Here is a 26,699-nt window from a genome sequence, read left to right on the forward strand (position 1 = left end):
ATCATCAACCACGGAGCGCGAACCAAATGAGCACCGAAAACAGATCCTGGCAGATGAACGGTTTCGGCCTGTCCAGGTTGAGGCCGGCTGATGGAAAGCTGCCCCAACCCGGGCCGCATGATCTTCTGGTACGAGTCACAGCGGTATCGCTGAATTACAAGGACAGGATGATCGTCGATGGCGTGCTGATACCGGACCTCAGCTTTCCGTTCGTGCCGACATCGGACGCGGTAGGCGAAGTAGTCGCCACCGGCAGCGAAGTCAGCCGCTTCGGCATCGGGCAGCGCGTGCTCGGCCAGGTGATCGCCGACTGGCCGGACGGCGACGCCCCGCCGGTGCTGCACAAGCATACGCTTGGTTCGTCACTGCCCGGCATGCTGTCCGAGCATGTGCTTTTTCATGAGGATGCCGCCGTGGCGGCGCCGCCGCAGCTCAGCGACGTCGAGGCATCGACGCTGCCGATTGCGGCGCTGACGGCGTGGTTCGCGCTGGTCGAGGAGGCCAAGCCGATCCCGGGCGAAACCGTTCTCATCCAGGGCACCGGCGGCGTGTCGCTGTTTGCGCTGCAATTTGCCGCCGCCTTCGGCCTGCGCACCATCATCACCTCGAGCAGCGACGAGAAGCTCGAGCGGGCGAAGGCGCTCGGCGCCTGGAAGAGGATCAATTATCGCAGCCAGCCGGCATGGGACGAGGCGGCGCGCGAACTGACAAACGGGGCCGGCGTCAGCCATGTGCTGGAAATGGTTGGCGGCGACAATGCGCGGCGCTCGCTCAATGCGCTGGGCGCCGACGGCAGGCTGTCGCTCATCGGCCTTCTCGGCAGCATGGAGCTCAGTTTCCCGATCATTCCGTTCCTGCGCAATCGGATCGTCGTACAAGGCATATCGATCGGCCACCGCCGCGCTTTCGAGCGAATGAACCAGGCGATCGAGACGCTTGCCATCAAGCCGGTGATCGACAAGGTGTTTGGCTTCGACGAGGTGCCGCAGGCATTTGAGCGTCTGGAGACAGGACCGTTCGGCAAGATCGTGATCACCGTGCCCTGAACCCGTCGGGACGAAATGGCTGTCAGACGGGAAGGCCGATTGCGCGCCTACGGCAGTTGCAGCAGGACCCCGATGATGGCCTTGCCGTCGGTGAAATAGGGATCGCCTTCGCCGTTGCGCCCGGTCTTCGTGGCGCCGACGCCTGGTATCTCGCTGGTCGAGACCAGCATGCGGGCGGCGGAGAGGTCGTGCATCAGCCCGTCGCGCTCGGCGTCGACGTCGGGGCCGATATGATGGGTGATCGCGCCGGTGTCATGGCTGAGGCCGACGCCCCGGTCGAAGCTTGCCGAGCCGAGCCAGAGCGGCCGGCCGTCGTCTCCGGTCGCCTGGGTCTGCCAGAAGCGGACGTGGTGGCGGCGGTCGGCGCTGTCGCCGACCGGCTTTTCGAAGGCTAGGTCCTGGGCGCGGCCTTCGAACAAAAGCCGGCTGACCGGCGCGTCGGGATAGGGGCGGTTGAACAGCACGCTTTCGCCGATCTCGATCGCGGTCTTCAGCGTGATGGCGTCTGCCGTATCCCAGCCGGCGACGGCAAAAGCATGGACAACCTCCTTCTTGGTGCCGACAAGGCCGACATTGATCGGATCGCCCGGAATGCCTTGCGGCGTGTGCGTCACCATCTCGAATTGCTGATTGCGAAAATTGCGGTCCCGTAACGTCCAGAACTCAGGCGCGGCGAAATAGGCGAGCGAAAGATAGGCGGCACAGCATGCCACCAGCCAGGTCGTTGCACGTCGTCGAAGGCTCCGTTGGCTCAAGAGGCACCACCCAAGCGTCTGCGCACCATCTTAACCGGCGCAGCAAGTCTTGGGCAGGGGCTGCAATCAGCGGCAGGCGCGATAGCCGTTCTTGCGGTTCTTGATGTCGAAATGGAAATGGTTGCGGTGGTCGTAATTATAGCCGGGGCCGAGCACGGTGGTGAAATACTGGCAGCCGTCGGCGCGCACATTGTTGAGGAAGCCGCGCGTGCGGAAGGCGAACAGGCCGGGCTTGCGGACGTCGATGTCGTCGCCATTGTTAAGCTCGATGCTCATCACGTCGAGCGCATTGCCCTTGCCGTGTTCCGACAAAACACCTTCGCCGGCAATCCTGCGGCAGGAATAGCTCGAGCCCTGGTGGATGGTCTTGACGCCTGAAAAATAGCGCCAGCGGGCCGACGGCACGAGTTCGTTCCTGGTCCAGCCGGCAAAGCTGGCGGCCATGTCGCAGGTCAGCGTCGCGGCCGGCTTCATCTCGACGCTGCCGATGGCCGACACCTTGACAGGATAATCGATGCCGCACTGGCCTTCATGGATCGGCGCAACATCGGTGTAGACGACGCCGAGGCGTTTCAGTTCCTTGCGGCAATCGATCTCGGTGGCCGGCATCTGTTCGGCCGGCGACATCGGGTTGTCCAGGCGCGGATAGGCGGCGGTCATATAGGGGTTGGACGGGACGAGGCGCTGCATACCCGAATATTGCGGCCCGGAATCTTGCGCGCCGGAATATTGCGGGTCGGAATATTGCGGGTCCGAATTGGGCGGGACGGCAGCGGTCTGGCTGCCGACATCGACGGCCGGCTGCAGCGACAGCACGCTGCCGGTATTGCAGGCTGAGACCGCCGCCACGGCAAGCAGGGCGGCAAGCCTTCCGGCCCTGCGCGCGCATTCTGTGTGCCGCGCAGCGGCAAGCGCAGCGCGAAATAGCCCGGCCATCGGAAGGGTTCCTGTCCCCAGATGGCACAGACTCTAAACCTGAAGAGTAAAGGAAAAATCAGCGGCGCCGTTCACGCCTGCGGCCAAATTGCGGCGCCCAGTACCGGCGGCCGGCGTCATTGGCAAAACGTGCCGCCATTGCGGCGCGGCTCGAGATCGAAATGGAGATGCAGCGAATGATCGGCATCGCTGCCGGGACCAAGCACGGTCTTGAACGGCCCGCAGGCCGCCTTGCGCACTGTGTCCAGGAATTTCGCGTCCTTTTCCGGCGGCGCCGGGCCGACATCGATCTCCTTCCCGTCCGAAAGCGTGAAGCTGGCGATGTCGAGCGCGTTGCCGAAGGCGTGCTCCGACAGTTTGCCGCCGGCGTGGCGCGGCCGGCAGACGAAGGCGGAGGCCTGGCCGATCGATTTGACATCCATGCCGAACTCGGCCTTTGCGGCAGGCTGGATGACCGAAGCAGCAAAGCGGGCGGCCGCTTCCGCCATCTGGCAATTGAGCTCTGGGTCCGGGCCGATGGCGATGGATTTGCCGAGCGTCTTCAGCACGATCGGGTAGGGGATCGAGCAACCGACCGCCGTATCATGCTCGGGCTTGCGCTCCTCGAAATCGACGCCCATCGACTTCAGCCGCCTGCGGCAGGCCAACTCCTCCGGCGGCATTTCTTTCCCGGCAATGGCGACCGATCGAGGATCTGGAAGGATTTTTTGCTCCGCCTTCTCGTCTGCCTCGGCGGGGTTTGGTGGCGCGACCGATGGGTTTGCCGGCGGCTCGGCCTGCGCCGGCTTTTCAGGCGGCTGCGGCGCGATCGCCGGCGGCTCCGGCTGCTCGGTCTTGGACTGGCCATTTTGGGGCTGATCGTTTTGAGGCTGACCGTCTTTGGGCCGCTCAGCCTCCGGAGCGGGGCGTGGTTCGGGGACCGGGATCTCGGTTGGGGATGGCGAGGTGGCTTCCCGGTTGAGCTGGGGAACCGGTGCGGTTTGCGGTAGTTCGGGCGCCTTGGCTAATGCAGGTCCCGCCAGCAGCGACGCCGCCGCAACGGCGAGCATCAGTCTGCACAATCCGGAAAAACCAAACGCCGCCATCAGCTCGCAACGGCCAGAATGCAGGGAAGTTGCCTTGGACGAAGGTTCGAGGCGATCACAATCGGTAACCGCGCCGTCACGCGCCGATCGCTTCCAGGCCTTCCTCGAGCCAGTCCGCCAGCAGCGGCATGCCGAGCAGATATTTTGCCGTGCGCTTGTTGGCGCGCTCGCGGGCGGCGGACAGCGCGTCCGTCCATTCCGTCGCGTCATAGTCGCCGCGGCCGACCCAGGCCAACGCAATCAGTTCGGCCGCTTCGTCGACATTGAGATCGTCGATAAGCTCGCGCAGTTCTTCTTCGGTGAGATCTTCGGAGCTTTCCTCGGCAAGGCCGTCATGATGGTGGTTGTCGTGCGCGTTGCCGTCGAGCTCTACCTCGTGCTCGGCGCCGTCGGCATAGTCTTCGTTGACGGCGGCGCTGAGCGCCTTCGCCTTCAGGATGAACAGGCGCACGGTGTCGGGACCGATCGAAAGCTCCCAGTCTCGTTCAACGCGTTGCTGCACCGGCCGTCTCCCTGCTTCGTGCTCGGTCGGTCGATGATAGCGGATTTGCAGCGCTCGTCACGTTATCTTGCGCGGCGGCGTTGATCGTGAGCATGATTTCCGATGCCCTCTCTTCCCGGGATAAGATGGCCTTGCTGGGGGAGATCGCGGTTTTGAGATAGGATGGCATTTTCCGGGGACGAAACGGCGTTGGCCCGGCGTTAGTGTTGCATTGTCAGGTTCAAAGGAGAGTGTAATGCGCAGACGATTGCTGATTTACGCCATGGCCATTGCCGCCCTGCCGCTGATTGCGGCTCCGGCGTTTTCGGCTGGTGAAGGCGGGGGAGGTGGTGGTGGCGGCGGCGGCAATGGCGGCGGCGGCCAGAGCCAGTGCAAGAAGGGGCAGGTCTGGGACAAGAAGCAGAAGAAATGTGTCTCGCCGAAGCAAGGCATGCTGGATGACGACAGCATCTATGATGCCGGCCGCGCGCTGGCGATGGATGGACGCTATGACGAGGCGATCGCCGTGCTCAGCCTCGCCGCCAACAAGCAGGATCCGCGCATCCTCAACTATCTCGGCTATTCGCACCGCCATTCCGGCCGCGTCACCGTCGGCCTCGGCTATTACGAGGAAGCGCTGCGCATCGACCCGAATTACACGCTGGTGCGCGAATATCTCGGCGAGGCGCACCTGCAGATCGGCGATCTTGCCGGCGCCCAGGAACAGCTCCGCGAGATCGAGAAGCGCACGGGCAAGGGGTCTCGCGAATACGGCATGCTGTCGGAGCAGATCGATCACTTCATGAGGAGCTGATCCGCCTTCCGGAACGCTGCTCATAACCGGCTGCGAGCGATCGCAGCCGGTTTTTTGCTGTGCTCATATGCTGCTCCGAACTGGAATTTGGCATCACGGTACACGTGATGCGCTCCTTGACGTTAGGTCAGTCGCGCAATCGGTGGATGATTTTTCAGAATCCGACTTTTTGGACGTGAAAAACCCGCGAAGATTGCTATATCTTGCAAGATTGTGGTGAGACGGTTCCGTTAGCGAGGCTGCCGGACCGTTTTCTTTTTTTACCATCGACAAGGTCGCTCCCGATTGCGGGGGCGGCGGCAGGAAAGGTCAGGCATTATGAACAAGGTCCCGATGACAGGCGAGGGGTTCGCGTCATTGAAGGAAGAACTGCGCTGGCGCCAGCAACAGGAGCGGCCGCGTATCATCGAGGCGATTTCCGAAGCGCGCTCGCATGGCGACCTCTCCGAAAATGCCGAATATCACGCGGCAAAAGAGGCACAGAGCCTCAATGAGGGCCGGGTCAACGAACTCGAGGACCTGATCGCGCGGGCCGAGGTGATCGACGTCACCAAACTCAGCGGCGACAAGGTCAAGTTCGGCGCCACCGTGGTGCTGGTCGACGAGGATACCGAGGAGAAAAAGACCTACCAGATCGTCGGCGACCAGGAAGCGGACGTGAAATCCGGCCGCATCTCGATTTCGTCGCCGATCGCCCGCGCCCTGATCGGCAAGGAAGTCGGCGACGCCATCGAGGTCAACGCACCGGGCGGCGCCAGGGGCTACGAGATCGTCCAGGTGCAATTTATCTAGGGGATTGGCGCTGCTCTGCCTTCTCCCCCTGTGGGAGAAGGTGGCCTCGCGAAGCGAGGTCGGATGAGGGGTGTTCCAGCTTGGCTCCCTCCGCACTCCGTCCAACACCCCTCATCCGTCTCGGCGCTTCGCGCCGATCCACCTTCTCCCACAAGGGGAGAAGGGAAGGGGCAGCGCTGACCTTTCCGATTGAATTGATTGAGCAAATCAGCGGTCACCGGCCTGACCAAGCGTCTGGCGCTCCACAAGCCTCTCGGCTTCCGCCATCACCTCCGGCGGGGTGACGCTGTGATCGGGCCTGGCCAGCAGCGTCGATGAGAATGGCCCACGCGGGCCGGTCAGGCCAGGCTCGGTAGCGAGGAATATCGCCACCGTCGGCAGGCCGAAAGCGCTGGCGAGATGGGTCAGGCCGGTGTCGGCGCCGATGACCAGCGCCGAGCCGCCGATGACGGCGGCGATCTCGGCAAGCGGCGATCTGGGAAACACCACGGTTTGCGAAACGGCGCCGGCGATCGCTTCGGCAACCGCCTTTTCCCGGTCGTTCGACCAAGTGGTGACCGGCGTTATTCCCTTGTCCACCAGCAGACGGGCGGTTTCGATCCAGTCCGCGACCGGCCATTTCTTGTCGTCGCGGCTGGTGCCATGCAGCAGGAAGGCGGTCTTTTCACCGACAAGAATGGATCTTCCGGCCGGCGGCGCGATGCCGGAGTCAAGCCGGGAAAAATCCGGCTCGTAGCCGAGCGCCAGCCCGAACAGGCGCCTCGTGCGCTCGATGGCATGCAGGCCGCGCGGCACGGGATATCGGTGGTCGTAGAACAAGGTCGCCGACGGCTCCCGAGCGCTCGACCGATCGAAACCGGCGATCGGCGCCGCCGCCAGCCGCGCCACCAGCGCCGATTTCAGCAAGCCTTGCGCATCGAGAACGAGGTCGTAGCGGCAATCGCGCAAGGCGCGGCGCAAGCCGATCACTTCCCGCCATGTGCCGGGCTCGAGCAGCTTCCTGCGCCAGCGCCGGATCGCCACGCTGTGGATGGTTTGGATGGCTGGATGCAGCGCCACAATCCCGGCAAATGCCTCTTCGACACACCAGTCGAAGGAGATATCCGGCTGAGCGTGGCGCGCGTCCTCGATCGCCGGGAAGGTGTGGATGACGTCGCCCATGGACGATGTCTTGATGATCAGCACTTTCATGCGGCGGCCGGCAGCAGCCGCTCCGCCGCCGCCACGACGCGTTCGACCTCCAGCGTCTTCAGGCAGTTGAGATGACCGAGCGGGCAGATTTTTTTGTGACAGGGCGAACAGGACAGGCCGAGCCAGACCAGTTCGCGGCGATCGGCGAGCGGCGGCGTGTTCTGCGGCGAGGTCGAGCCGTAGACGGCGACTACCGGCGTGCCGACGGCGGCGGCGACATGCATCAGCCCGCTGTCGTTGGAGACGGCGAGCCTCGCCGCCGCGATCAGGTCGATGGCATCCTCGAGCCGCGTCTGGCCGGCAAGATCGACGGCGCCCGGAGCCAGCGCGGCGATTTCCGCCGTCACCCCAGCGTCGTTCTTCGACCCGAACAGTGCCACGCCAAACCCTTTCGCCATCATCTCACGGGCAAGGCCGGCATAGTGTTCGCTCGGCCAGCGCTTGGCCGGGCCGAATTCGGCGCCGGGCATGAGTGCCACGAATTTCCCCCCCGTCAGCCCGAAACGGCTGAGCAGTGCCGCCTGGCTGGCTTGATCGACGGCGAGCTTCGGCGCCTGGAAGGCGCCACCCCGGGCAAGGCTGAAATAGGCCTGCGCGGTGCGCCGTTTCAGGCGATCGGGCAAGGGCACGATGTCGGTCAGCAGCCCATAGCGCATTTCCTTGAGATGGCCGACGCGGCGCGGAATGCCGGCAAAGAACGGGATCAGCGCCGATTTCCAGCTTCCCGGCAGGACAAAGGCCATGTCGTAGCGGCCGCGCAACAGGCGGCCGAAGCGCCTTCGGACGCGGAATTCGAACGCGCCGGAATTCAGTGGCAGGTCGATCTGCTGGCGGATTTCGGGCATGCGCTTGACCAGGGGTGCTGCCCAGGCCGGCGCCAGCACGTCGATGGCGGCATCCGGATGAAGCTCCCTCAGCGCCTGGAACAGGCACTGCGCCATCACCATGTCGCCCACCCAGCGTGGGCCGATCACGAGGATCGTTGGGCTTTCAGCCATTCGACATAGTCTCTGACGCCGGTTTCCACTGTGCGGAACTGGCCATTGTAACCGGCTGCGCGCAAGCGGGACATATCAGCTTGCGTAAAGCTCTGGTAGCTGCCCTTGAGGTGGTCGGGAAACTCGATGAATTCGATCTGGCCTTGGCCGAGCGTATCGATCACCGTTTCGGCAATGGCGCGGAACGGCTGGGCCTTGCCGGTGCCGCAGTTGAAGATGCCGCTCGAGCCGCGTTTCCACAGCCACAGATTGACGTCGGCGACATCGCCGACATGGATGAAGTCGCGGCTCTGCTCGCCGGGCCCGAAACCACCATAGGCGCCGAACAGTTTCGGGTTCTGGCCTTGCTCGACCTGGTTGAACAGATGGAAGGCGACAGAGGCCATGGCGCCCTTATGCGCCTCGCGCGGTCCATAGACGTTGAAATAACGCAGGCCCGCGACCGGCGAGTGATCGGTATCGAAAACGGTGCGGCGGACATAGTCGTCGAACAGTTTTTTCGAATAGGCATAGACGTTGAGCGGCCGTTCGCATTGCGGCTCCTCGCGGAACTCGGCGCCGCTGCCATAGACCGAAGCGGACGAGGCATAGAGGAAGGGCAAGCGCAGGGCCAGGCAGGCGTGCAGCAGGCGCTTCGAATAGGCGTAGTTGACCTCCATCATGAACTTGCCGTTCCATTCGGTGGTGGTCGAGCAGGCGCCCTGGTGGAAGACCGCCTCGATGCGGCCGAGGTCACCGGCCTCCATCCGCGCCAGGAAATCGTCCTTGTCGAGGTAGTCTGCGATCTCGAGATCGGCGAGGTTGGAGATCTTGTGGCCGTCGGTGAGGTCGTCGACGACGAGGATGTCGCTGAAACCCTCGGCGTTGAGCGCGGCGACGATGTTGGAACCGATCATGCCGGCGCCGCCCGTGACGATGATCATGAAAGCCTCTGGTACCTTGTGCCGGTTGTAGCCCTTGTGGGATTCTGGCCTTATAGGGGAGGCGGGCCGGGCTGTCGACAAAGCAGGTGGCGGGGCGGCGGATGAGCGCCATAGTGGCGCCGCAAACGTCACGTTTCAGTCGGCCTGCCGGCCGACCGGCGACAGGAGCAAGGTAATGCCGTCAACCGAACTGCTTGTCGCCTTTTTCGCCACCACGGCGATCTTCGCCTATATCCCCGGCCCCGCCATGCTCTATGCCGCCGCGCAAACCATGGCGCGCGGCCGCTGGTCCGGCCTGATGGCGGCGCTCGGCATCCATCTTGGCGGCTACGTTCATGTCTTCGCCGCCGCTGTCGGCCTGTCGGTGCTTTTCCATGCCGTGCCGGTGCTTTACATGGCGGTCAAGCTGGTCGGTGCGCTGTATCTGGTCTGGCTCGGTGTTTCGCTGTTTCGCGCCAAGGCGCAAGGCGACGTTGTCTTGCCGGGAATTCAGCCGAAATCCGCCCGCCGCGCCTTTTTCGAGAGCGTTGCCGTCGAGGTGCTCAACCCAAAAACGGCGATTTTCTTCATGGCGTTCCTGCCGCAATTCATCGATGCCTCGGCAGCGTTTCCGGTCTGGCTGCAGTTCGTCGTGCTTGGAACAATCGTCAATTTGATGTTCTCGTCGGCCGACATTGTTTGCGTGGTGCTGGCCGGCGCGGTGATCGCCAGGCTGCGGCAGTCGAGCCGCGCGCAGCGCCTGATGCGGCGCGCCGGCGGTGCGGTGCTTGTCGGACTGGGCGTGCATGTCGCGTTGCAGAAAAGCTGACGCATTATCGCGCCGCCGCGATCGGTCGAAGGCCTGCCGTTGCGTCGGCTGAAATTGCGGTATATCGGCATCGCCATGAACGGCCGGCCCTGCCAATCGAATCCCCCGTCACTGAAAATCGGCTCTCCCACGCGTTGACATGATCAAGCTGCCCTCTCCCGAACCCCTTCACCGCGCCATTTCGCGCTTCGGCGGCGCCACCGTGCTGGTGGTCGGCGATTTCATCCTCGACCGTTTCGTCAATGGCGTGATCGAGCGCATTTCGCCGGAAGCGCCGATCCCGGTGCTGCACGGGCGCGGCGAAACGCTGGCGATGGGCGGCGCCGGCAATGTCGTCGCCAACATCGTTTCGCTCGGCGCTGCCGTCATACCGGTCTCGGTGATCGGCGCTGACGAGGCCGGCAAGAACCTCATGCGCATGCTCGGCGAATTTCGCGTCGACACCGGCGGGCTGGCGCAGGATGCCGATCGCATGACGTCGTCCAAAAGCCGATTCAGCGCGCTCAACCAGCAGGTGCTGCGTTTTGACGAAGAGGAAATCAAGCCGCTGGGCGATGCCGAGCGCGCGACATTGGTCGGGCATTTTCGCGAAGCGCTGGCACGCGCCGACATCGTCATTCTGTCCGACTATGGCAAGGGCGTGCTGCTCGACGGCGTCGCCGGCGAGCTAATCTCGATCTGCCGGGAAGCGGGCAAGCCGGTGCTGGTCGACCCGAAGGGCCGCGACTATGCGCGTTATGCCGGCGCGACGGCAATCACGCCCAACCGCAAGGAACTCGGCGAGGCGGTCGGCCGCGCAGTGTTTGCCGACGACGAAATCGAGGCGGCGGCGCGCCAGCTGATTTCGGCGCACGGTTTCGATTTCGTCGTCGCGACGCGCAGCGAAAAGGGCATGAGCGTCATCGGTGCGGACGATGCCCGCCATATCGCCACGCAGGCGCGCGAAGTGTTCGACGTTTCGGGCGCCGGCGACACGGTAATCGCGACCTTCGCGCTGGCTCTTGCAGCAGGGGCTGATCGTGTCATGGCCGGATCGATCGCCAACGCCGCCGGCGGTGTTGTCGTCGGCAAGCGCGGCACGGCGCGGCTGACGATCGAGGAACTCACCGGTGCGCTGTTTGCCTCGCATGGTCCGGTCGCCCACTTGGATGCGATCCTCGATGCCGCCGCCGCCGCGCGGCTGGTGGCGGGCTGGAAAGACGAGGGCTTGAGCGTCGGCTTCACCAATGGCTGTTTCGATATCCTGCATGCCGGCCATGTCAGCCTGCTGCATGCGGCGCGCAGCCAGTGCGACCGGCTGGTGCTCGGCCTCAACAGCGATGCCTCGGTGCGCCGGCTGAAAGGGCCGGGGCGCCCGGTCAACGACCAGCATGACCGGGCCTGCGTGCTGGCAGCACTTGCCTCGGTCGACGCCGTCGTCATCTTCGAGGAGGATACGCCGCTTTCGCTGATCGAGGCGCTGAGCCCCGACATACTGGTCAAGGGCGCCGACTATACGGTCGATCAGGTGGTTGGCGCCGATGTCGTGCAGAAGGCCGGCGGGCGCGTCGTGCTGGTCGACCTCGTCGCCGGCAAGAGCACGACCGGCACCATCGGCAGATTGCGCGCCGGGAACTGAGGGTTTCATGTCCGAACTGAACGATTACCTGGCGCGCTCGGCGGCCGCGATTTCGGCGATGGTCGAGCGCGACCTGACCAGCGAGATGGAGCGGGCGGTCAGCGCCGTCGTCGCCGCGCTTTCGCAGGGCAAGGCGCTGCTGATAGCAGGCAATGGGGGTTCGGCCAGCGACGCCATCCATATCGCCGGCGAGCTGGTCGGCCGCTTCCTCAGGGAGCGCAAGGCCTATAACGTCATCGCGCTGCCGGCCAACGCGGCGGTGCTGACCGCCTGGGGCAATGATTACGGCTTCGACACGGTGTTTGCGCGCCAGGTCGAGGCGCATGGTTCGGCGGGCGCCGTGCTGCTCGCCATCTCGACCAGCGGCAATTCGCCAAGCATCCTCGCCGCCGCCCAACAGGCGCGCATGATGGGCATGACGGTGATCAGCCTGACCGGCGACACCGGCGGCAAGCTGAAGCCGCTCTCCGACATCCTGCTCAACGTACCCTCGACCTCGACGCCGATCATCCAGCAGGGGCATTTGTGCCTCTACCACCATTTGTGCGAAATGGTCGAAACGCGCCTCTGCGACGCAGGGTGATCCTCGAACTCTCAGGACCTGGGTTCCTCGCCCTCCGCGAAGCGGGGGAGAGGTGGCCGCGAAGCGGCCGGAGAGGGCGCTTCGTAGGGCGCGGTTCCCCTCGCCGTCTCGGCTTCGCCGAGACACCTCTCCTCACTTTCGTGGGGCGAGGAACCCAAGCTGGAATGAAGCCAATCTTCAACGCTGAAGGCAATTTTGTTCTTGCTTTGTGCCGGCAGCTATGCTATTAATTTGGGTATGGTGATGATTTCCACCGACGATCCCGCCCGCCGAGGCGGGTTTTTTGTTTCCGGTTTTTTGTTTCGCAGCCGCGTTGCCTGCTTTCTTAAGCCGAAAACGCCACCAGCCCTTCATCCTTGACCCGGCGGATGGTCAGCGCGGTTCGCACCGTGTCGACATTGGGGGCCGAGGCCAGTTCCTCGATGACGAAGGTCTGGAAGGTGCCGAGATCGCTCGCCACGCAATGCAGCAGGAAATCGGACTCGCCCGACACCATCCAGGCGTCGCGCACGATCGGCCAGCCACGAGTGCGCTCGGCGAAGGTCTTGAGTTCGGCGTCGGCCTGGTGATGCAGGCCGATCAGACAGAAGGCGACGACGTCGAGGCCGAGCGCCGGAGCGTTGAGCAAAGCGCGGTAGCCGCGAATGATGCCGGCCTCTTCCAGCCGCCTGACGCGGCGCAGGCACGGCGGCGCCGAAATGCCGACGCGGCCCGACAGTTCGACATTGGTCATGCGTCCGTCCTGCTGAAGCTCGCGCAGGATCTTCCAGTCGATGGCATCGAGATCGGCCTTGATCGGCATGGTGGCTTCCGTGGTGACGCGAAAGAATCTTTCGCGACTTTGTAATTAAACGACTTTGCTGTCTATTCCATCCGCTGGATCGAGGATTTTCGCATCATCTTGCTGCGGGTTGCTTGTCGCTGTCGCCGGCGCCGAAGCTTTCCGGGGACGAACGGCAACTTGCCTTGCTGGCGTCGCAGGCAACACTTACATTACGCGCAACAATCGACGAGAGTTCATGCCACAATCCATGGCTGCTCCCCGCAGAGGTTTTTCATGATCACCAAGCACGCGCCTGTTCTCATCATCGGCTCCGGCCCCGCCGGCTATACGGCGGCGATCTATGCCGCCCGCGCCATGCTCAAGCCGATGCTGGTCGCCGGCCTGCAGCAGGGCGGGCAACTGATGATCACCACCGATGTCGAAAACTATCCGGGCTTCGCCGAACCGATCCAGGGTCCATGGCTGATGAGCGAGATGCTCAGGCAGGCCGAGCATGTCGGCACCGACATCGTCAACGACATCATCACCGAGGTCGACCTCAACGTGCGGCCGTTCCGCGCCAAGGGCGATTCCGGCGCGATCTATACCGCCGACGCGCTGATCATCGCCACCGGCGCGCAGGCCAAATGGCTGGGCATCCCGAGCGAACACACCTTCATGGGATTTGGCGTTTCGGCCTGCGCCACCTGCGACGGCTTCTTCTATCGCGGCAAGGATGTCGCGGTGATCGGCGGCGGCAATTCGGCGGTGGAGGAAGCGCTCTATCTCTCCAACCTGGCCAAGAGCGTCACCGTCATCCACAGGCGCAGCGATTTCCGCGCCGAGCGCATCCTGCGCGAGCGGCTGCTGCGGAAAGACAATGTCCGCATCATCTGGGACACGGTGGTCGACGAGATCACCGGCAGGCCCGGCAAGGCGCCGCTGCCGCCGTCGGTCGAAGGGCTGAAGCTGCGCAACGTGGTGACCGGGCAGGAGATGCATCTGGTGGTCGACGGCGTGTTCGTGGCGATCGGCCACGCGCCGGCGGTCGAGCTGTTTGCCGGCAAGCTGAAGCAGAAGCCGAACGGCTATCTGTGGACGGCGCCGGATTCGACCCGCACCGACATGCCGGGCGTGTTCGCCGCCGGCGACGTGACCGACGACATCTACCGCCAGGCGGTGACGGCGGCCGGGCTCGGCTGCATGGCCGCGCTCGAGGCGGAAAAATATCTGGCGGGGATCGAGGTTCACCGCGAAGCGGCGGAGTGATTGTTCGATAAGCGGCTGAGAAAAGCCGCGCAAAAGCCTGATTTTTCATTCAGACGCCGAAAACAGGCGGACGCCAGAAAACAGGACGAGGGGAAATCATGGCGTTGGATTGGGACAAGCTACGCGTGTTTCACGCCGCGGCGGAAGCGGGGTCGTTCACCCATGCCGCGGAAACACTGCATTTGTCGCAGTCGGCGATCTCGCGGCAGGTCAGCGCGCTCGAGCATGACGTCGGCGTGCCGCTGTTCAATCGCCATGCCCGCGGCCTGGTGCTGACCGAGCAGGGCGAGATGCTGTTCCGCACGGCGCACGACGTGCTGATGAAGCTCGAAACCATCAAGTCGCGACTGACCGAAACCAAGGACCGGCCCTCCGGCGTGCTCAGGGTGACGACCACGGTCGGCCTCGGCGCCGGCTGGCTGACCGAGCGCGTGCAGGAATTCATCGAGCTCTATCCCGAGGTCAGCCTGCAGCTCATCCTGGCCAATGAGGAGCTCGATCTCACGATGCGCCAGGCCGACTGCGCCATCCGGCTGCGCCAGCCGCAGCAGCCGGACCTCATCCAGCGCCGCCTGTTCACCGTGCATTTCCATCTCTACGCGGCGCCATCCTATGTAAACAAATACGGCAAGCCGAATTCGATCGCCGAGCTGAAAACCCATCGCATCGTCACCTTCGGCGTGCCGGTGCCGGCGCATCTGTCGGAACTGAACTGGCTGGAGACGGTCGGCGATTTCGAAGGCGGGCAAAGGGTGCCGACGCTGCAGATCAACGACATATTGTCGATCAAGCGGGCGGTGCAGGGCGGCGCCGGCATCGCCATGCTGCCGGATTACGTGGTCAGCAAGGATTCCGGGCTGGTGCAGTTGCTGCCCGAGACCGAAGTGCCGTCCTTCGATACCTATTTCGCCTATCCCGACGCGATGAAGAACCAGGCGAAGCTGCATGTCTTCCGCGATTTCATCATCGCCAAGGCGCGCAGCTGGTCGTTCTGATTTAATGCATGTCGCGCAAAAGTGCGCAGCGGTTTTGCGATAACGACATGCATCAAACAAGAACCTAAAGCACGTCGCATCAGCTCGGTCGAACGCAACGCGCTTTAGGAACGCGTATCCGCCAGCGTGCTGGCGCCGTAGCGCAAACCGTCGACCAGCAGGGCAACCATGCGCCGCGCCTGGGCAGGGCCGCCGCCATGTGCCGGCATGGCAAGGCTGGCGGCCGCCCCCAACAGGTCGCCCGGCTCGATATCGGCGCGCACCTCGCCGGCCGCCGCCGCCGCCTCCAGCAATGTTTGAAGCGCGGGCCGGAGCCGTTGGTTGAAATAGGCAGGCAAAGTGTCGAATGCCGGATTGCCTGAGTACAAGGCTGCCGCGAGGCCGCGTTTTGCCGTGATGAAATCCACATAGCGCTGCATCCACAGGGCCAGCGCTTCACCGGGCTCATGCTTTCTGGCCAGGATCGGCGCGGCGTCAGCACAGGCGTCGACCTCGTTGCGGAAGACGGCCACGATCAAGTCCGAGCGCTGTGGAAAATGGCGGTAGACGGTGCCGACGCCGACGCCAGCCTTTTCCGCGATCTCTCGCACCGGAGCCTCCACGCCGGAGGTCGCGAACACCGCCATGGCCGCCCGGAGCAACGCGTCGATGTTGCGCCGTGCGTCGGCGCGCACGTGGCGATCCGCGCGGTCGCGGGGTTCCAGACCATCGCCTTGATCCGTTTTGCCGTTCGGCGTTTTTTCGCCCATCAAATTACCTCTTGCAAACGGAACCTTGTTCCGGATATATGTGGAACGTGGTTCCGTTTGACTTGTATCTAGCACGGCAAAGCGGTGTTGGCCACACATCGGTGCACAAAAGGAGATTACCATGCAGGACAAACCCGTCGCCCTGGTCACCGGGGCCAACAAGGGCATCGGTCTTCAGATCGCCAAGGACCTCGCGGCGAACGGCCTTACCGTGCTCGTAGGATCGCGCAGGCTCGAGCATGCCGAGGCAGCCGCAAATAGCATCGGAGAGGATGCCCACGCCCTGCAGCTCGACGTCACCGATCAGGCGTCGATCGCCGCCGCGGCAGAGCGCATCCGCATCGAACTCGGCCGCCTCGACGTGCTGGTGAACAATGCCGGCATCTCCCATGCGGGAAAGCCGGGCAGGCCGCTTGAGGAGATCATCAATTCGGGCCGCCCGAGCATTGCCTCCCTCGACGACGTACGCGCGGTATTCGAGACGAACGTGTTTGGCATCGTCGCCGTCACGCAAGCGATGCTGCGGCTCCTTCGTGAGGCGCCGGCGGCGCGTATCGTCAACGTATCGAGCGGCGCCGGCTCGCTGACATTGAACGCGGATCCGGCCTTTCCGTACCGCACGTCGTTTGGCGCCGTCTACAACCCGTCGAAGACGGCCGTCAACGCGATGACGCTCGCCTTCGCCATCGAGCTCGAGGAGACCGGCATCAAGGTCAACGCTGCGTGCCCGGGCTACACCGCGACGGAGCTCAACAACTTCGAAGGTCCGCGCACAGTCGAACAGGCCGCGCGGGAGCCCGTGCGCCTCGCGCTTCTCGACGCGAACGGTCCGACGGGCACGTTCTCGAACGAGGACGGCCCGCTGCCGTGGTGACGCAGCGCTGGAGCCTGCTTCAGCCGCGCCAAGGTGTCAGGCGGGGCAGCCAGCCTGGTACGGCACGGCGGTAGGCCTCGTATTCGTCACCGTAGCGGCGGGCAAGCGTCGGTTCCTCGTATAGTCTCACGAAGGAGATCATGGCGGCCGCGGCGATGACTAGATAGGCGGCGACCGTCCAGCTCGAAAACAGCAGTGCCTGGCCGAGGACGATCGACAGCACGGCGACGTACATCGGATTGCGGACATGGCGGTAGATGCCGCCGACGACCAGCCTCTCGGTCGGCGCGACCGGGGCGGGCGTACCCCGACCCTCCAGGGCAAACCGGGCAAAGGCGTGCAGCAGTATGGCTGTGCCGGCGACAACCAGCAGCCAGCCCACAGGAACGAAACCGGGCAGTCTCGACCAGGGCAGGCGATAGCGATCGGTCAGCAGCCAAGGCAACAGTCCGGCGACCACGCCGGGCGCTACAGCAAGAAAGATGACGCTGCCGGCGATCGCCGAAGTGGCTCGCATATAGCTCTCCTTACGGGCGCGGCCTTGAACGGTCTCCTGCAACGCGCTTCAGGTCTTGTCCGGCACGTAACCCAAGCCGCCGCACCTCAGGTCAAGCTCGATGGCGGGCTTTTGGGCGGCATGCACCAGCAAGGTCTGCCTGCCGAAAAAACAAACGCGTGCTGCACGATTCCACGTCATCCTGCGTTTTTCGACTTTCCGAGCAGGAATCGCTGCTGATTCGCGGCCGCGGATCGATTTTTGCCTTGCCGCAGGCTGTATTTCAGCGATTCAACTGGTCCTATTGCGCTTCGGGACGGATTAGACCACAGCCGGCGCCTTTTTGCATGTGAGTGTTGCAAAATAGATGCTTGTTTCTTGGGCATGAAGAGCACATATATAGATCATCTCCTGAGCGCGTTCTCCTCCCATTAGCGCTCTCGAGTGTTCCCCTCTGGAGGTTAGCCTTAACAGGCACTTCCAATCAAACTCAGCCGGGTCTTCATTGATCCGGCTTTTTTGTTGCCCGAAACCAACACATCGCCAGAAAATCGGCCGGAACGGTCGCGTAACAGTGACATGTAACCTCGGGTAACATGCCGCGGGCGCGCCAAATCGATTAAGCAGAGCATAGGACGCGGTGTGGCTCGTCCGGGGGATGGGGGCATCACTCGGACGACCCGGGCTCAGGCAGCTACCGCGTCCGAACCTTCCTCCGCCAAAACACCGGCGGCAAGCATGCGGCGGACCTGCCGTTTCGCCTCCCACGAAGACGGTCCGCAAGAAACGGCGCCCGGGGGATCCGGGCGCCGTTTCCTGTTGGGCCGCAAGGGCAGCTCAGGCGGCCTTGCCGTTGGCGTTCAGCGCTTCGTCGGCCAACCGGCCGGTGAGTTCGGCCATGTGGTCGAAGACGGCCCGGTAGCTGGCGACACCCGCAGTGGCCGAGCGCAGCTCGATGATGAGGTCGCCGATCTCAGCCTGCGGCATGGTCGCCTCGACCACGTCCCATCCCGGCCAGTCGGGCCGCGCGTCGTAGCCGAGGATCTGGCCGCGCCGCTGCGGGATCAGAGCGATGATCTTCGACGTCGCATCCGACGGCGTGACGATCTCGACCTTCATCACCGGCTCCAGCAGCACCGGCGAGCACGCGGCCATGCCTTCCTTCATCGCCAGCTTCGCCGCCATCTGGAAGGCCATGTCGGAGGAATCGACCGCATGGTAGGAGCCGTCGGAAAGGTTGACGGCAACATCGACGACCGGGAAGCCGAGCGGGCCCGATTTCAGGTAATCGCGCACGCCGGTCTCGACCGACTGGATGTAGGTCTTCGGCACGACGCCGCCGGTGATCGTATCGGTGAACTGGAAGCCTGAACCGCGCGGCAGCGGTTTGATCTCCAGCACCACATCGCCGAACTGGCCGTGGCCGCCCGACTGTTTCTTGTGGCGGCCGCGCTGCTGCGTCGCTTTGCGGATCGTCTCGCGATAGGGCACGGCCGGCACATGGCCTTCGACCGGGATCTGGTTCTTGCCTTCCAGCCGCTCGCGCACGACGCGCAGATGCATCTCGCCATGACCGGACAGCACGGTTTCGGCGGAATCCTGGTTGTGATGCAGGTTGAGCGAGGGATCTTCCTCGGCCAGGCGCTGGATGGCCGCCGACATCTTGACCTCGTCCTTGCGCTCTTTCGGCCGCAGCGCGAAGGCGAAGACCGGTTGCGGCGGCGCCAGCGTGACCAGCGGCTTGATGCCGCCCTTGGTCGAGCTCAGCGTCTGGCCGGTCCTGACGGCGTCCAGCTTGCCGAGCGCCACAGTGTCGCCGGCCTTGGCCGAAGTCAGCTTGACCTGGTCCTTGCCGAGCATCTTGTAGATGCCGGAGACCTTTGCCGTCTCGCCGCTGGGAAGGAACAGCTCGGCGGCGTCGGCGACCTGGCCGGACAGGATGCGCGACACCGACAGCTTGCCGCCATGCGCGGTGTGGATGGTCTTCATCACTTGGACCACGGTGGCATTGCCATCGGGGGCGCCGAGACGCTGGCGCGTCGCCGCGATGTCGGGTGCGTCGTGACGGATCGCCTTCAACAGGCGCAGCACGCCGTTGCCCTTCTCGGCGGTGCCGATCAGCACCGGCGTCACCGTGCCGTCGCGCAGATCTGCGGCGAGGTCGTCGAAGATCGCGTCCTTCGGCGGTTCGATCTCGTCAAGCAATTGCTCCATCAGCCGGTCGTCATGGTCGGCGAGTGTCTCCAGCATGGAAAAGCGCGCCTCGAGCTCGCGCGCCTTGTCGTCGCTCGGGATCTGGGCGACCTCGCTCTCGGCATATTCGCGGTAGATGTAGGCACGCTCCAGAGCGAGGTCGATCGAGCCGATGACGACGCCGTCCTTGCGCAGCGGGATCTGGCGCAGCAGCAATGGCACCGAGCTTGCCGGCTGCAGCATCTTCAGCGTGTCGCGCACACCTGCTATCGCCTTGTCGACCTTGTTCAGGAACAGCATGCGCGGCACGCCGAGCTCGTCGAGCTTGCGCATGATCAGCTGCAGGGCAGGGATCTTCTTCTCGTCGGCCTCGGCAACGACCACGGCGACGTCGCAGGCGGCCAGCACCGGCTCGGCTTCGAAGGAGAATTCGATCGAGCCGGGACAATCGACGAAGGTGAACGGCTCGCCCATGAAATCGGTGGTGGCGAAGGTCGCCTCGACGCTCATGCCGTGAGCGCGCGCCTCGGGCGAATGATCGGAAACGGTATTTCCGGACGAAACGGGATTCTGGCGGGGAATGGCGCCTGTACGGGCGAGTATGGCTTCGAGAAGTGTCGTCTTACCGCTTGCGAAGGGACCGACTATGGCAATGCATTTCGGTCCCGTGCGTCGTCCTCCGGCGCGAGTACCCATGGCTGACCTCCACTCAGGCGTTTCCCTGTGAGCGGCGGCCGGCCTGTCGGCCGTCGCGGGCGAGGCTTTTTTCAATTTGCCACCTACCCAAAGGGCATCGTCCCACGGGCAGGCCGGGAGGGCAAGGGATTTGAAGTTGAAGGGATTTGAAGTTGGGGCCGGTTCAGCCGGTGCCGGTCAGGCGCGACGCCAGCGGGGGTGCGTCCACGCGCTGCACCGCCACCGTCTCGGCAAAGCGCGCGAGCAACGGATTGAACAGGTCCGCACGCTCCCAGAAAGGCGCATGCCCGGCGCCGGAGACGATGTGGCAATGCTCCCACAGCGAGCCGTAGGCGAGCGTCTCAAAATAGCCGAGCCGGACGAACGGATCGTTCTCGCCATTGACGATAGCGACCGGAAACGCGGCTTGCTCGACCACCTGTCTCTGGTCGGCACCCTTGCCGGTGAGCATGCCGCGCGTCACCGCGGCGCGCAGCCGGCCGTCGGTGCGCAGGATGGCTTGGCGAAAGGACGGATCGGCGGTGTCGCCGAAACACAGCGTCTCGAAGCGCTCGGCATCGCGTTCGGAATACGTCTTTTTGGACGCCAGCAGCATGTCCCAATGCGCGTGGAAGCCGCGCAGCATGCCGAAAGGACCCTTCGATACCGGCGGCGCGCCGGTCAGCATCAGCCCGCCGACGGCGCGGTGAAAACTCGCGAGTTCGATTGCCACGTGCCCGCCAAGCGACCAGCCGAAGACGACCGCGCGGCCGATGCCCAAGGCATCGAGGAGCTGGGCCGCCGATTGGGCAAGGCCGGCGATTGTGTAGTCCGTCGCCGGATCGCGGGCGTCCGACGATTCGCCATGGCCGGGCAGGTCGAAAGCAATCAACCGATGGGCAGCGGCCAACGGGCTGTCGAACTGGCGGGCGAATACGGCGCGCGAACTGCCTGAGCCGTGGATCAGGACAAGCGGGATGCCGGGTCCCGACGACTGGCTGAGGCGCAAATCCGCTTGCGGCGTACGGATCGTGCGGTGGGAAACGGCCATATCTGGTTTGGACCTTGGGATTGTCTCCAGGTCAACATCGCATGCCGAGGTCACCATGTTGTTTAGAACGGTGGTTAAGAAATGATTTCTCGGCTTGCGCCGGGTATGATGAACGAATCCACCACAGCTAACCCCCGGAGCCTGATGATGGAGTCCACACTCGACCTTCTCGTCTCGATCAGCAGCATCGCGACGCTCGGCCAATATGCCTGGTCGATGCGCGCGCATTTCCAGTCGCCGAGCATGTCTCCAGGCGCGATGATCATTTCGGCCGTCGTGGTCGGCACGGCGCTGTTCTTTCTTGCGCTGCTGTGGATCGAGCGGCAGCCATTGGCGGCGAAGATCGGCGGGCTCGCCATCGAACTGGCAAGCTCGGCGCTGTTCTGGTGGGCGATCTCGGTCTCCCGCAAGGCGGGGCTGCGGTTCGCATTCGATCCTGACAATCCTGACAGCCTGGTGACCGAAGGCCCTTATCTCCATGTCCGGCATCCGTTCTACACGTCCTACATCATCTTCTGGGTCGGATGGGGTATCGCGACCTGGTCGGTCTGGGCGGTGGTGCCGGTCGCCGGCATCGTTACGATCTACGTGATCGCGGCCTTGGACGAAGAGCGAAAATTTTCGCGGACAAGGTTGGCCGATGCCTACGACGCTTACCGCACGCGGACCGGTCTGTTCTGGCCGCGTTTTGCCCGCAGCCGGCAGGAGATGCAGCCGGCATCGGACGAAAGTGGTAGGGTCTAAGACACTGGATTGAATCGAGGATTTGCGACGATGAAGATCATTGCCTGCGGCAGCGTGCCGACGATTGTTGCGCCGGAAAAATACTTCACTGGCCGGGTTTTGCAGACGCCGATCATCGAGAAAGAGGCGCCGGCGCGGCTCAGAGCCACGCTGGTCAGCTTCGAGCCCGGCGCCCGCACCCACTGGCACACGCATCCGCTTGGCCAGACGCTCTATGTCACATCCGGTGCCGGTCTCGTGCAAAGCTGGGGCGGGCCGCCGCAGGAGATCAGGGCCGGCGACGTCATCTCCTTTGCGGCCGGCGAAAAGCACTGGCACGGCGCCGCGCCCAAATCGGCGATGACCCACATCGCCATGCAGGAGGCGCTTGAGGGTGTGCATGTCGACTGGCTGGAGAAGGTGAACGACGAGCAGTATGGCGGCTGAAACGTCTCAGACCAGCGCGGCGGTAAAGCGCTGGATGCGCGTGCAGGCCTCTTCGAGCAGAGCCTCCGACGTGGCGTAGGAGATGCGGAAGTTCGGGCCGAGGCCAAAGGCCGAGCCGAAAACAACCGCCACGCCCTCGGCCTCGAGCAGTTCGGAGCAGAAGGTTTCGTCGCTGTCGATCACCTTGCCGTTCTTGGTCCTCCTGCCGATCAGCTGGGCACAGGAGGGATAGACGTAGAACGCACCCTCCGGCGACGGGCAGGTGATGCCGCGCGCCTGGTTGAGCATCGAGACGACGAGATCGCGCCGGCCCTGGAAGATCGCCTTGTTCTTCGGGATGAAATCCTGCGGGCCGTTCAGCGCTTCGACCGCCGCCCATTGGGCGATGGTGCAGGCGCCGGAGGTCTGCTGGCCCTGGATCATGTCCATCGCCTTGATCAGCGGCACCGGGCCTGCCGCGTAGCCGATGCGCCAGCCGGTCATGGCATAGGCCTTTGACACGCCGTTCATCGTCAGCGTGCGCTCATAGAGCTTCGGCTCGACCTCGGCGATGGTCTTGAAGACGAAGTCGCCATAAGTCAGGTGCTCGTACATGTCGTCGGTCAGCACCCAGACATGCGGGTGCTTCAACAGCACGTCGGCCAGGCCCTTGAGCTCCGCTTCGGTATAGGCGGCGCCCGAGGGGTTGGACGGCGAGTTCATCAACAGCCATTTGGTGCGCGGCGTGATCGCCTTTTCCAGCACGGCCGCCGTCAGCTTGAAGCCGTTGTCGATGGAGGTGTCGGCAAAGGCCGAGGTGCCGCCGCAGATCGCCACCATTTCGGGATAACTGACCCAGTAGGGCCGCGGGATGATCACTTCGTCGCCGGGGTTCAGCGTCGCCATGAAGGCGTTGAACAGGATCTGCTTGCCGCCGGTGCCGACGATGGTCTGCTCCGGCCGGTAGTCGAGATTGTTCTCGCGCTTGAATTTTTTTGCGATCGCATCGCGCAGCGGCACAATGCCGGATACCGGCGGATACTTCGTCTCGCCGCGGCGGATCGCCTCGATCGCGGCGTGCTTGATGTTGTCGGGGGTGTCGAAGTCCGGCTCGCCGGCGCCCAGCCCGATCACGTCGCGGCCGGCGTTTTTCAGCTCGCGCGCCTTCTGCGTCACCGCGATGGTCGCGGAAGGCTTTACGCGGGAAAGGACGTCGGCAAGAAAGGCCATGACAGATATCTCCAGAAAAGACCGGCGGGCGAAAGCGCCGCGGCGCCTCTCATGTCGCATCATCTGGTCAAGCGCAAGCCCAGCGCAGGCATTGTCGAATGAGCCAGCGCGCAATGCTGGCAACAATAAATTCACCAACGATCGGTAAAAGCTAGAACGGCAGGACCGTAGCCGGTCCGCCAGTCTCGCACAGCGAGGAACCGTGACGCGCAGCATCGGGCTTGCCCATATCATCCGCCATGATGACGGCACCGCCAGCGGTGTCTGGGGGGTCTATACGCTGCAAAGCGCGTTCCAGCCGATCTTCGCCTTCAACAAGGGCAAGCTTTCCGTCGTCGCGTTCGAGGGGCTGATCCGGCCGTTCCGCGAAGGCGAGCCGCAGCCGCCGATGAGTTTCTTCAACAGCTGTCCGGCGGTCGACCGCCTGCATATCGAGGCGCTGACACGGACGCTGCACCTTCTGAACGCCGGCGCCTGCCTGCCGCGAGACGCCTCCATCTTCATTAATTTCGATCCATCGGTGTTCACCGACCGCAGCATCGCCGACAAGGCGCTGCGCGAAATGCGGCTGGTGCTGCACGAGGCCGACATCGATCCGCACCGCGTCGTCTGCGAGGTCACCGAACAGAAATCGGCGTCGCAGGAAACGCTCTACAATTTCGTCGAGGCGCTCAGGGGCAATGGTTTGCGCATTGCCGTCGACGATTACGGCGCGGACGAATCCGACATCAATCGCATCAAGGAACTCAGGCCAGACATCGTCAAGTTCGACGCCGACTGGATCATGACGCTGATGGAATCCGGTGCCGGCTTCGCCTTGCTGACCGCTATGGTGACCAGCTTCGAAGAGCAAGGCATCCGTACGGTATTCGAGGGCATCGAGACGGGCTGGCAGCTCGAGCTCGCCGAAAAGTCGGGCGCCTCGATGGTGCAAGGCTTCGTGCTGGCACGCCCGGAGCTTGCACCGACCAGCTTTCACGTCTTCGACAAGGCCGGGCAGGCATCAGCGGTGTCGCCCGATAAGGACAAAGTGCCCACGGCCGTTTCGACCTCGCGGCGACCGATGCGGGCTTTCGGGCGCAGGGTGGCATCGTGACCGGGCGGGCCGACATGCGGCGCAAGGTCGGCGAAGCGATCTTTGCCGACGAGGTCGGCATCGAATATGGCGTCTACGGCGCATTCCGGCTGAGGAGCGCCTATCAGCCGGTCTTCGCGCCGCGCGGCAGGTTTCTCGCCGCCGTTGCGGTCGAGGGACTGATCGAGCCGCACCGTGCAGGCAGGCCGGTGGCGCCGCAAATCTTCTTCGAAGGCGTGCCGGCAGCGGATCGGCTGTTTGTCGAAACCATGTGCCGGGTGCTGCATTTGCGCAACTTCCGCAACATCGGCGTCGACGGGCTCGACCTCTTCTTCAACTACAATCCGCTGATCAACGATGACCCCGCACGGGCGCTGGCCGAAATCAGGCTGATGACCAGGCATCTGGCGGATTTCGGCCTGCATCCCGGCATGCTGGTCTGCGAGATCACCGAACAGGCGGCCGGCGACAAGGTGCTTGTCAGCCTGGCGCGCGAGATGCGGCGCGACGGCGTCCGCATCGCCATCGACGATTTCGGCACCGGGCATTCGACCGAAGAAAGGGTAGCGCTGGTGCAGCCCGACATCGTCAAGATCGACGGCACCTGGTTCGCAGAATTCTGCCGCCATGCCGCCGCCGAGCGGTTTTTCCGGCCGCTGGTTTCGACGCTGCACGACCGTGGCGCCAAGGTGCTGGTCGAAGGCGTCGAGAACGCCACGCATCTGCGCGTCGCGCTGGATGGCGGCGTCGACCTGCTGCAGGGCTTTTACCTTGCCCGGCCGGCGCTGGCCGGTACGCTGTTCGACGAGGAGCCTCTGTCGATCGACAGGCTGCTTGGCAGGGATAGCAACGTCATCCCCTTGTTCGGCTAGGATATGCCGATATTCAAGTGATGCCGGCCTGCGAACGGGGGGTCCTGCGCTTCCGGTGCTCACGTACCCAAAAAGTACGCTCCGCTCCGGTTCTCGGAACCCGCTCTTCTCGGCTCGGCCTGACTTGAATCTCGACATATCCTGAAATGCATCAGCGGCGCTGATGCTTACGCCAAAACAAATCACTGGATGAAGCCGCCGCTGCCGCGATAGAGGCTGGATCAAGCCCTGAGAGGGGTGGTTGCGAGCAAGGGGGAGCACCGATGATACTCTATGGAATGATCGACAGCGGCAATTGCTACAAGCCGCGCCTGTTGATGGCCAAGCTCGGCATCGCTTTCACCAATGTCGAGGTCAGCTCGCACACCGGCGACACGCGCAAGCCCGACTATGTCGCGAAAAACGCGAACGCCATGGTGCCGCTGCTCGAACTCGACGACGGCCGGCGGCTGGCCGAATCCAATGCCATCCTGCTCTATCTCGCCGAAGGCACGCGGTTTCTGCCAGCGGACAGATACGAACGCGCGCTGGCCTATCAGTGGCTGTTCTTCGAGCAATACAGCCACGAGCCTTATATCGCCGTGCGCAGGGCGCTGCTGACCTTCCCTGAAAGAGCCAAGGACGCAACGCCCGAGCGGCTGGCGCTGACGCTGGAGCGCGGCAACAAGGCGCTCGGCGTCATGGACAAGCACCTGGCCGGGAGCACGTTCTTTGCCGGCAATGCGCTCAGCGTCGCCGACATCGCGCTCTATGCCTATACGCATACGGCCGAGACGGGCGGGTTTCAGCTCGACGCCTATCCGGCGGTTGCCGCCTGGCTGAAAAGGGTCGAGGCCGATCCGGGGCATGTGCCGCTGGAGTGGGTGGGTTGAGCGCAGCTCGCCGACTTTGCTGAGCAACGTTGACAATTGGCGAAAGCTTTGGCGAAAGCGTCCTTCTCCCCGTCACTATACGGGGAGAAGGAGCTGTATCGCCGGTTTCGCCAATTGTCGGCGTTTAAAATCCAGACAGCAAAAAGGCGGGACAAAATCCCGCCTTCCCATGCTTGGTAGCCTGATCGGGAGCGTTTTGGCCGGGCCGGCAGCAATCTGCTGCTTCGGCTTGTCGGGGTCTTTCGCTCCGGCGCGCTTCTCGCGCGACCGCCAGTACATCCGTGACTTGCCGCGGGGGGGCGGGGGGGGGGCGCCGCCGGCGCGCGGGGGGCCAGGCGGGGGGGGCGGGGGGAGGAGCGGGGCGGCGCGAGGGGGGGGGGGGGGGGGGGGGGGGCGGGGGGGGGGG

At 64.0% G+C, this 26,699-nt stretch carries 27 protein-coding genes; 14 read left to right on the forward strand and 13 right to left on the reverse strand.

The window, feature by feature from the left end; all coding sequences use genetic code 11:
- The first annotated feature begins 26 nt into the window (after nt 1–26).
- Nucleotides 27–1,046 (forward strand): zinc-dependent alcohol dehydrogenase family protein, encoded by a 1,020-nt coding sequence (locus NKH59_RS19350; RefSeq protein WP_353022755.1) that lies wholly within the window; start codon nt 27–29, stop codon nt 1,044–1,046.
- Nucleotides 1,047–1,093: 47 nt separating this feature from the next.
- Here NKH59_RS19350 and NKH59_RS19355 read toward each other — a convergent pair whose 3' ends face one another.
- The 4 genes from NKH59_RS19355 to NKH59_RS19370 all read right to left on the reverse strand — a co-directional run bounded on the left by NKH59_RS19355 (nt 1,094) and on the right by NKH59_RS19370 (nt 4,324).
- A complete protein-coding gene (locus NKH59_RS19355) occupies nt 1,094–1,801 on the reverse strand; it encodes an LssY C-terminal domain-containing protein (protein WP_352683540.1) in 708 nt (235 codons plus the stop codon).
- A 66-nt stretch (nt 1,802–1,867) separates the two neighbouring features.
- Nucleotides 1,868–2,737 (reverse strand): extensin-like domain-containing protein, encoded by an 870-nt coding sequence (locus NKH59_RS19360; RefSeq protein ID WP_353022757.1) that lies wholly within the window; start codon nt 2,735–2,737, stop codon nt 1,868–1,870.
- Between the two features lie 116 nt (nt 2,738–2,853).
- On the reverse strand, nt 2,854–3,822 hold the full coding sequence (locus tag NKH59_RS19365; RefSeq protein ID WP_353022759.1) for an extensin-like domain-containing protein: 969 nt from the start codon (nt 3,820–3,822) through the stop codon (nt 2,854–2,856).
- Nucleotides 3,823–3,898: 76 nt separating this feature from the next.
- Nucleotides 3,899–4,324 (reverse strand): DUF3775 domain-containing protein, encoded by a 426-nt coding sequence (locus NKH59_RS19370; RefSeq protein WP_023678354.1) that lies wholly within the window; start codon nt 4,322–4,324, stop codon nt 3,899–3,901.
- A gap of 235 nt (nt 4,325–4,559) precedes the next feature.
- Between NKH59_RS19370 and NKH59_RS19375 the strand changes: the two genes are divergently transcribed.
- Nucleotides 4,560–5,117 carry a tetratricopeptide repeat protein gene (locus NKH59_RS19375; protein ID WP_353022761.1) on the forward strand — a complete coding sequence of 186 codons (558 nt, stop codon included), beginning with the start codon at nt 4,560–4,562 and terminating at the stop codon, nt 5,115–5,117.
- 318 nt (nt 5,118–5,435) lie between these two features.
- A complete protein-coding gene (gene greA / locus NKH59_RS19380) occupies nt 5,436–5,909 on the forward strand; it encodes a transcription elongation factor GreA (protein WP_023719113.1) in 474 nt (157 codons plus the stop codon).
- Nucleotides 5,910–6,116: 207 nt separating this feature from the next.
- Here the strand turns inward: greA and waaC are convergent, their stop codons facing one another.
- The 3 genes from waaC to rfaD are packed head-to-tail and all read right to left on the reverse strand — an operon-like array spanning nt 6,117 to nt 9,021.
- The gene (waaC, locus tag NKH59_RS19385) at nt 6,117–7,100 is read right to left on the reverse strand and encodes a lipopolysaccharide heptosyltransferase I (protein ID WP_353022763.1); all 984 of its coding nucleotides are present in this window, start codon (nt 7,098–7,100) and stop codon (nt 6,117–6,119) included.
- Complete coding sequence (gene waaF, locus NKH59_RS19390) at nt 7,097–8,098, reverse strand: lipopolysaccharide heptosyltransferase II (RefSeq protein ID WP_353022765.1); 1,002 nt, start codon at nt 8,096–8,098, stop codon at nt 7,097–7,099. Before waaF ends, waaC begins: the two co-directional genes overlap by 4 nt.
- Complete coding sequence (rfaD, locus tag NKH59_RS19395) at nt 8,071–9,021, reverse strand: ADP-glyceromanno-heptose 6-epimerase (RefSeq protein WP_353022766.1); 951 nt, start codon at nt 9,019–9,021, stop codon at nt 8,071–8,073. Before rfaD ends, waaF begins: the two co-directional genes overlap by 28 nt.
- A gap of 175 nt (nt 9,022–9,196) precedes the next feature.
- On the opposite strand from rfaD, the gene NKH59_RS19400 reads away from it, so the two are divergent.
- The 3 genes from NKH59_RS19400 (at nt 9,197) to NKH59_RS19410 (ending at nt 12,030) form a co-directional block, all read left to right on the forward strand.
- Nucleotides 9,197–9,829 carry a LysE family translocator gene (locus NKH59_RS19400; protein ID WP_352683552.1) on the forward strand — a complete coding sequence of 211 codons (633 nt, stop codon included), beginning with the start codon at nt 9,197–9,199 and terminating at the stop codon, nt 9,827–9,829.
- 139 nt (nt 9,830–9,968) lie between these two features.
- Entirely contained in the window at nt 9,969–11,447 is a 1,479-nt protein-coding gene (rfaE1, locus tag NKH59_RS19405) for a D-glycero-beta-D-manno-heptose-7-phosphate kinase (protein WP_353022768.1), read from the forward strand.
- 7 nt (nt 11,448–11,454) lie between these two features.
- A complete protein-coding gene (locus tag NKH59_RS19410) occupies nt 11,455–12,030 on the forward strand; it encodes a D-sedoheptulose-7-phosphate isomerase (protein WP_023678348.1) in 576 nt (191 codons plus the stop codon).
- A gap of 325 nt (nt 12,031–12,355) precedes the next feature.
- Here NKH59_RS19410 and NKH59_RS19415 read toward each other — a convergent pair whose 3' ends face one another.
- A complete protein-coding gene (locus NKH59_RS19415) occupies nt 12,356–12,832 on the reverse strand; it encodes an Lrp/AsnC family transcriptional regulator (RefSeq protein ID WP_352469300.1) in 477 nt (158 codons plus the stop codon).
- A gap of 255 nt (nt 12,833–13,087) precedes the next feature.
- Here NKH59_RS19415 and trxB point away from each other — a divergent pair, with 255 nt between their 5' ends.
- A complete protein-coding gene (trxB, locus tag NKH59_RS19420) occupies nt 13,088–14,062 on the forward strand; it encodes a thioredoxin-disulfide reductase (protein ID WP_352980364.1) in 975 nt (324 codons plus the stop codon).
- A gap of 98 nt (nt 14,063–14,160) precedes the next feature.
- Nucleotides 14,161–15,057 carry a LysR family transcriptional regulator gene (locus tag NKH59_RS19425; protein ID WP_023678345.1) on the forward strand — a complete coding sequence of 299 codons (897 nt, stop codon included), beginning with the start codon at nt 14,161–14,163 and terminating at the stop codon, nt 15,055–15,057.
- A 104-nt stretch (nt 15,058–15,161) separates the two neighbouring features.
- Here NKH59_RS19425 and NKH59_RS19430 read toward each other — a convergent pair whose 3' ends face one another.
- Entirely contained in the window at nt 15,162–15,806 is a 645-nt protein-coding gene (locus NKH59_RS19430) for a TetR/AcrR family transcriptional regulator (RefSeq protein WP_352450432.1), read from the reverse strand.
- A 121-nt stretch (nt 15,807–15,927) separates the two neighbouring features.
- Here NKH59_RS19430 and NKH59_RS19435 point away from each other — a divergent pair, with 121 nt between their 5' ends.
- Complete coding sequence (locus tag NKH59_RS19435; protein ID WP_352469808.1) at nt 15,928–16,680, forward strand: SDR family oxidoreductase; 753 nt, start codon at nt 15,928–15,930, stop codon at nt 16,678–16,680.
- A gap of 19 nt (nt 16,681–16,699) precedes the next feature.
- Here the strand turns inward: NKH59_RS19435 and NKH59_RS19440 are convergent, their stop codons facing one another.
- From NKH59_RS19440 to NKH59_RS19450, 3 genes are all read right to left on the reverse strand, one after another.
- Nucleotides 16,700–17,197: a methyltransferase family protein gene (locus NKH59_RS19440; protein WP_352541068.1), complete on the reverse strand. Its 498-nt coding sequence runs from the start codon at nt 17,195–17,197 to the stop codon at nt 16,700–16,702.
- 816 nt (nt 17,198–18,013) lie between these two features.
- Nucleotides 18,014–20,065 carry an elongation factor G gene (locus NKH59_RS19445; protein WP_352683561.1) on the reverse strand — a complete coding sequence of 684 codons (2,052 nt, stop codon included), beginning with the start codon at nt 20,063–20,065 and terminating at the stop codon, nt 18,014–18,016.
- A 163-nt stretch (nt 20,066–20,228) separates the two neighbouring features.
- The gene (locus NKH59_RS19450) at nt 20,229–21,095 is read right to left on the reverse strand and encodes an alpha/beta fold hydrolase (protein ID WP_352475048.1); all 867 of its coding nucleotides are present in this window, start codon (nt 21,093–21,095) and stop codon (nt 20,229–20,231) included.
- Nucleotides 21,096–21,239: 144 nt separating this feature from the next.
- Here NKH59_RS19450 and NKH59_RS19455 point away from each other — a divergent pair, with 144 nt between their 5' ends.
- Together NKH59_RS19455 and NKH59_RS19460 are read left to right on the forward strand one after the other, a co-directional pair.
- A complete protein-coding gene (locus NKH59_RS19455) occupies nt 21,240–21,839 on the forward strand; it encodes a methyltransferase family protein (protein ID WP_352541071.1) in 600 nt (199 codons plus the stop codon).
- 30 nt (nt 21,840–21,869) lie between these two features.
- Complete coding sequence (locus NKH59_RS19460; protein WP_352980362.1) at nt 21,870–22,265, forward strand: (R)-mandelonitrile lyase; 396 nt, start codon at nt 21,870–21,872, stop codon at nt 22,263–22,265.
- Between the two features lie 6 nt (nt 22,266–22,271).
- Here NKH59_RS19460 and NKH59_RS19465 read toward each other — a convergent pair whose 3' ends face one another.
- Nucleotides 22,272–23,474 (reverse strand): pyridoxal phosphate-dependent aminotransferase, encoded by a 1,203-nt coding sequence (locus tag NKH59_RS19465; RefSeq protein ID WP_352541072.1) that lies wholly within the window; start codon nt 23,472–23,474, stop codon nt 22,272–22,274.
- 202 nt (nt 23,475–23,676) lie between these two features.
- Here NKH59_RS19465 and NKH59_RS19470 point away from each other — a divergent pair, with 202 nt between their 5' ends.
- The 3 genes from NKH59_RS19470 (at nt 23,677) to NKH59_RS19480 (ending at nt 26,293) form a co-directional block, all read left to right on the forward strand.
- On the forward strand, nt 23,677–24,570 hold the full coding sequence (locus NKH59_RS19470) for an EAL domain-containing protein (protein ID WP_352541073.1): 894 nt from the start codon (nt 23,677–23,679) through the stop codon (nt 24,568–24,570).
- Complete coding sequence (locus tag NKH59_RS19475; protein ID WP_352506737.1) at nt 24,567–25,421, forward strand: EAL domain-containing protein; 855 nt, start codon at nt 24,567–24,569, stop codon at nt 25,419–25,421. The genes NKH59_RS19470 and NKH59_RS19475 overlap by 4 nt, the downstream gene beginning before the upstream one ends.
- Nucleotides 25,422–25,684: 263 nt before the next feature.
- Nucleotides 25,685–26,293 carry a glutathione S-transferase family protein gene (locus tag NKH59_RS19480; protein WP_352541074.1) on the forward strand — a complete coding sequence of 203 codons (609 nt, stop codon included), beginning with the start codon at nt 25,685–25,687 and terminating at the stop codon, nt 26,291–26,293.
- Nucleotides 26,294–26,699: the final 406 nt, after the last annotated feature.

Source organism: Mesorhizobium sp. M0998, assembly GCF_040318885.1.
Lineage (GTDB): Bacteria > Pseudomonadota > Alphaproteobacteria > Rhizobiales > Rhizobiaceae > Mesorhizobium.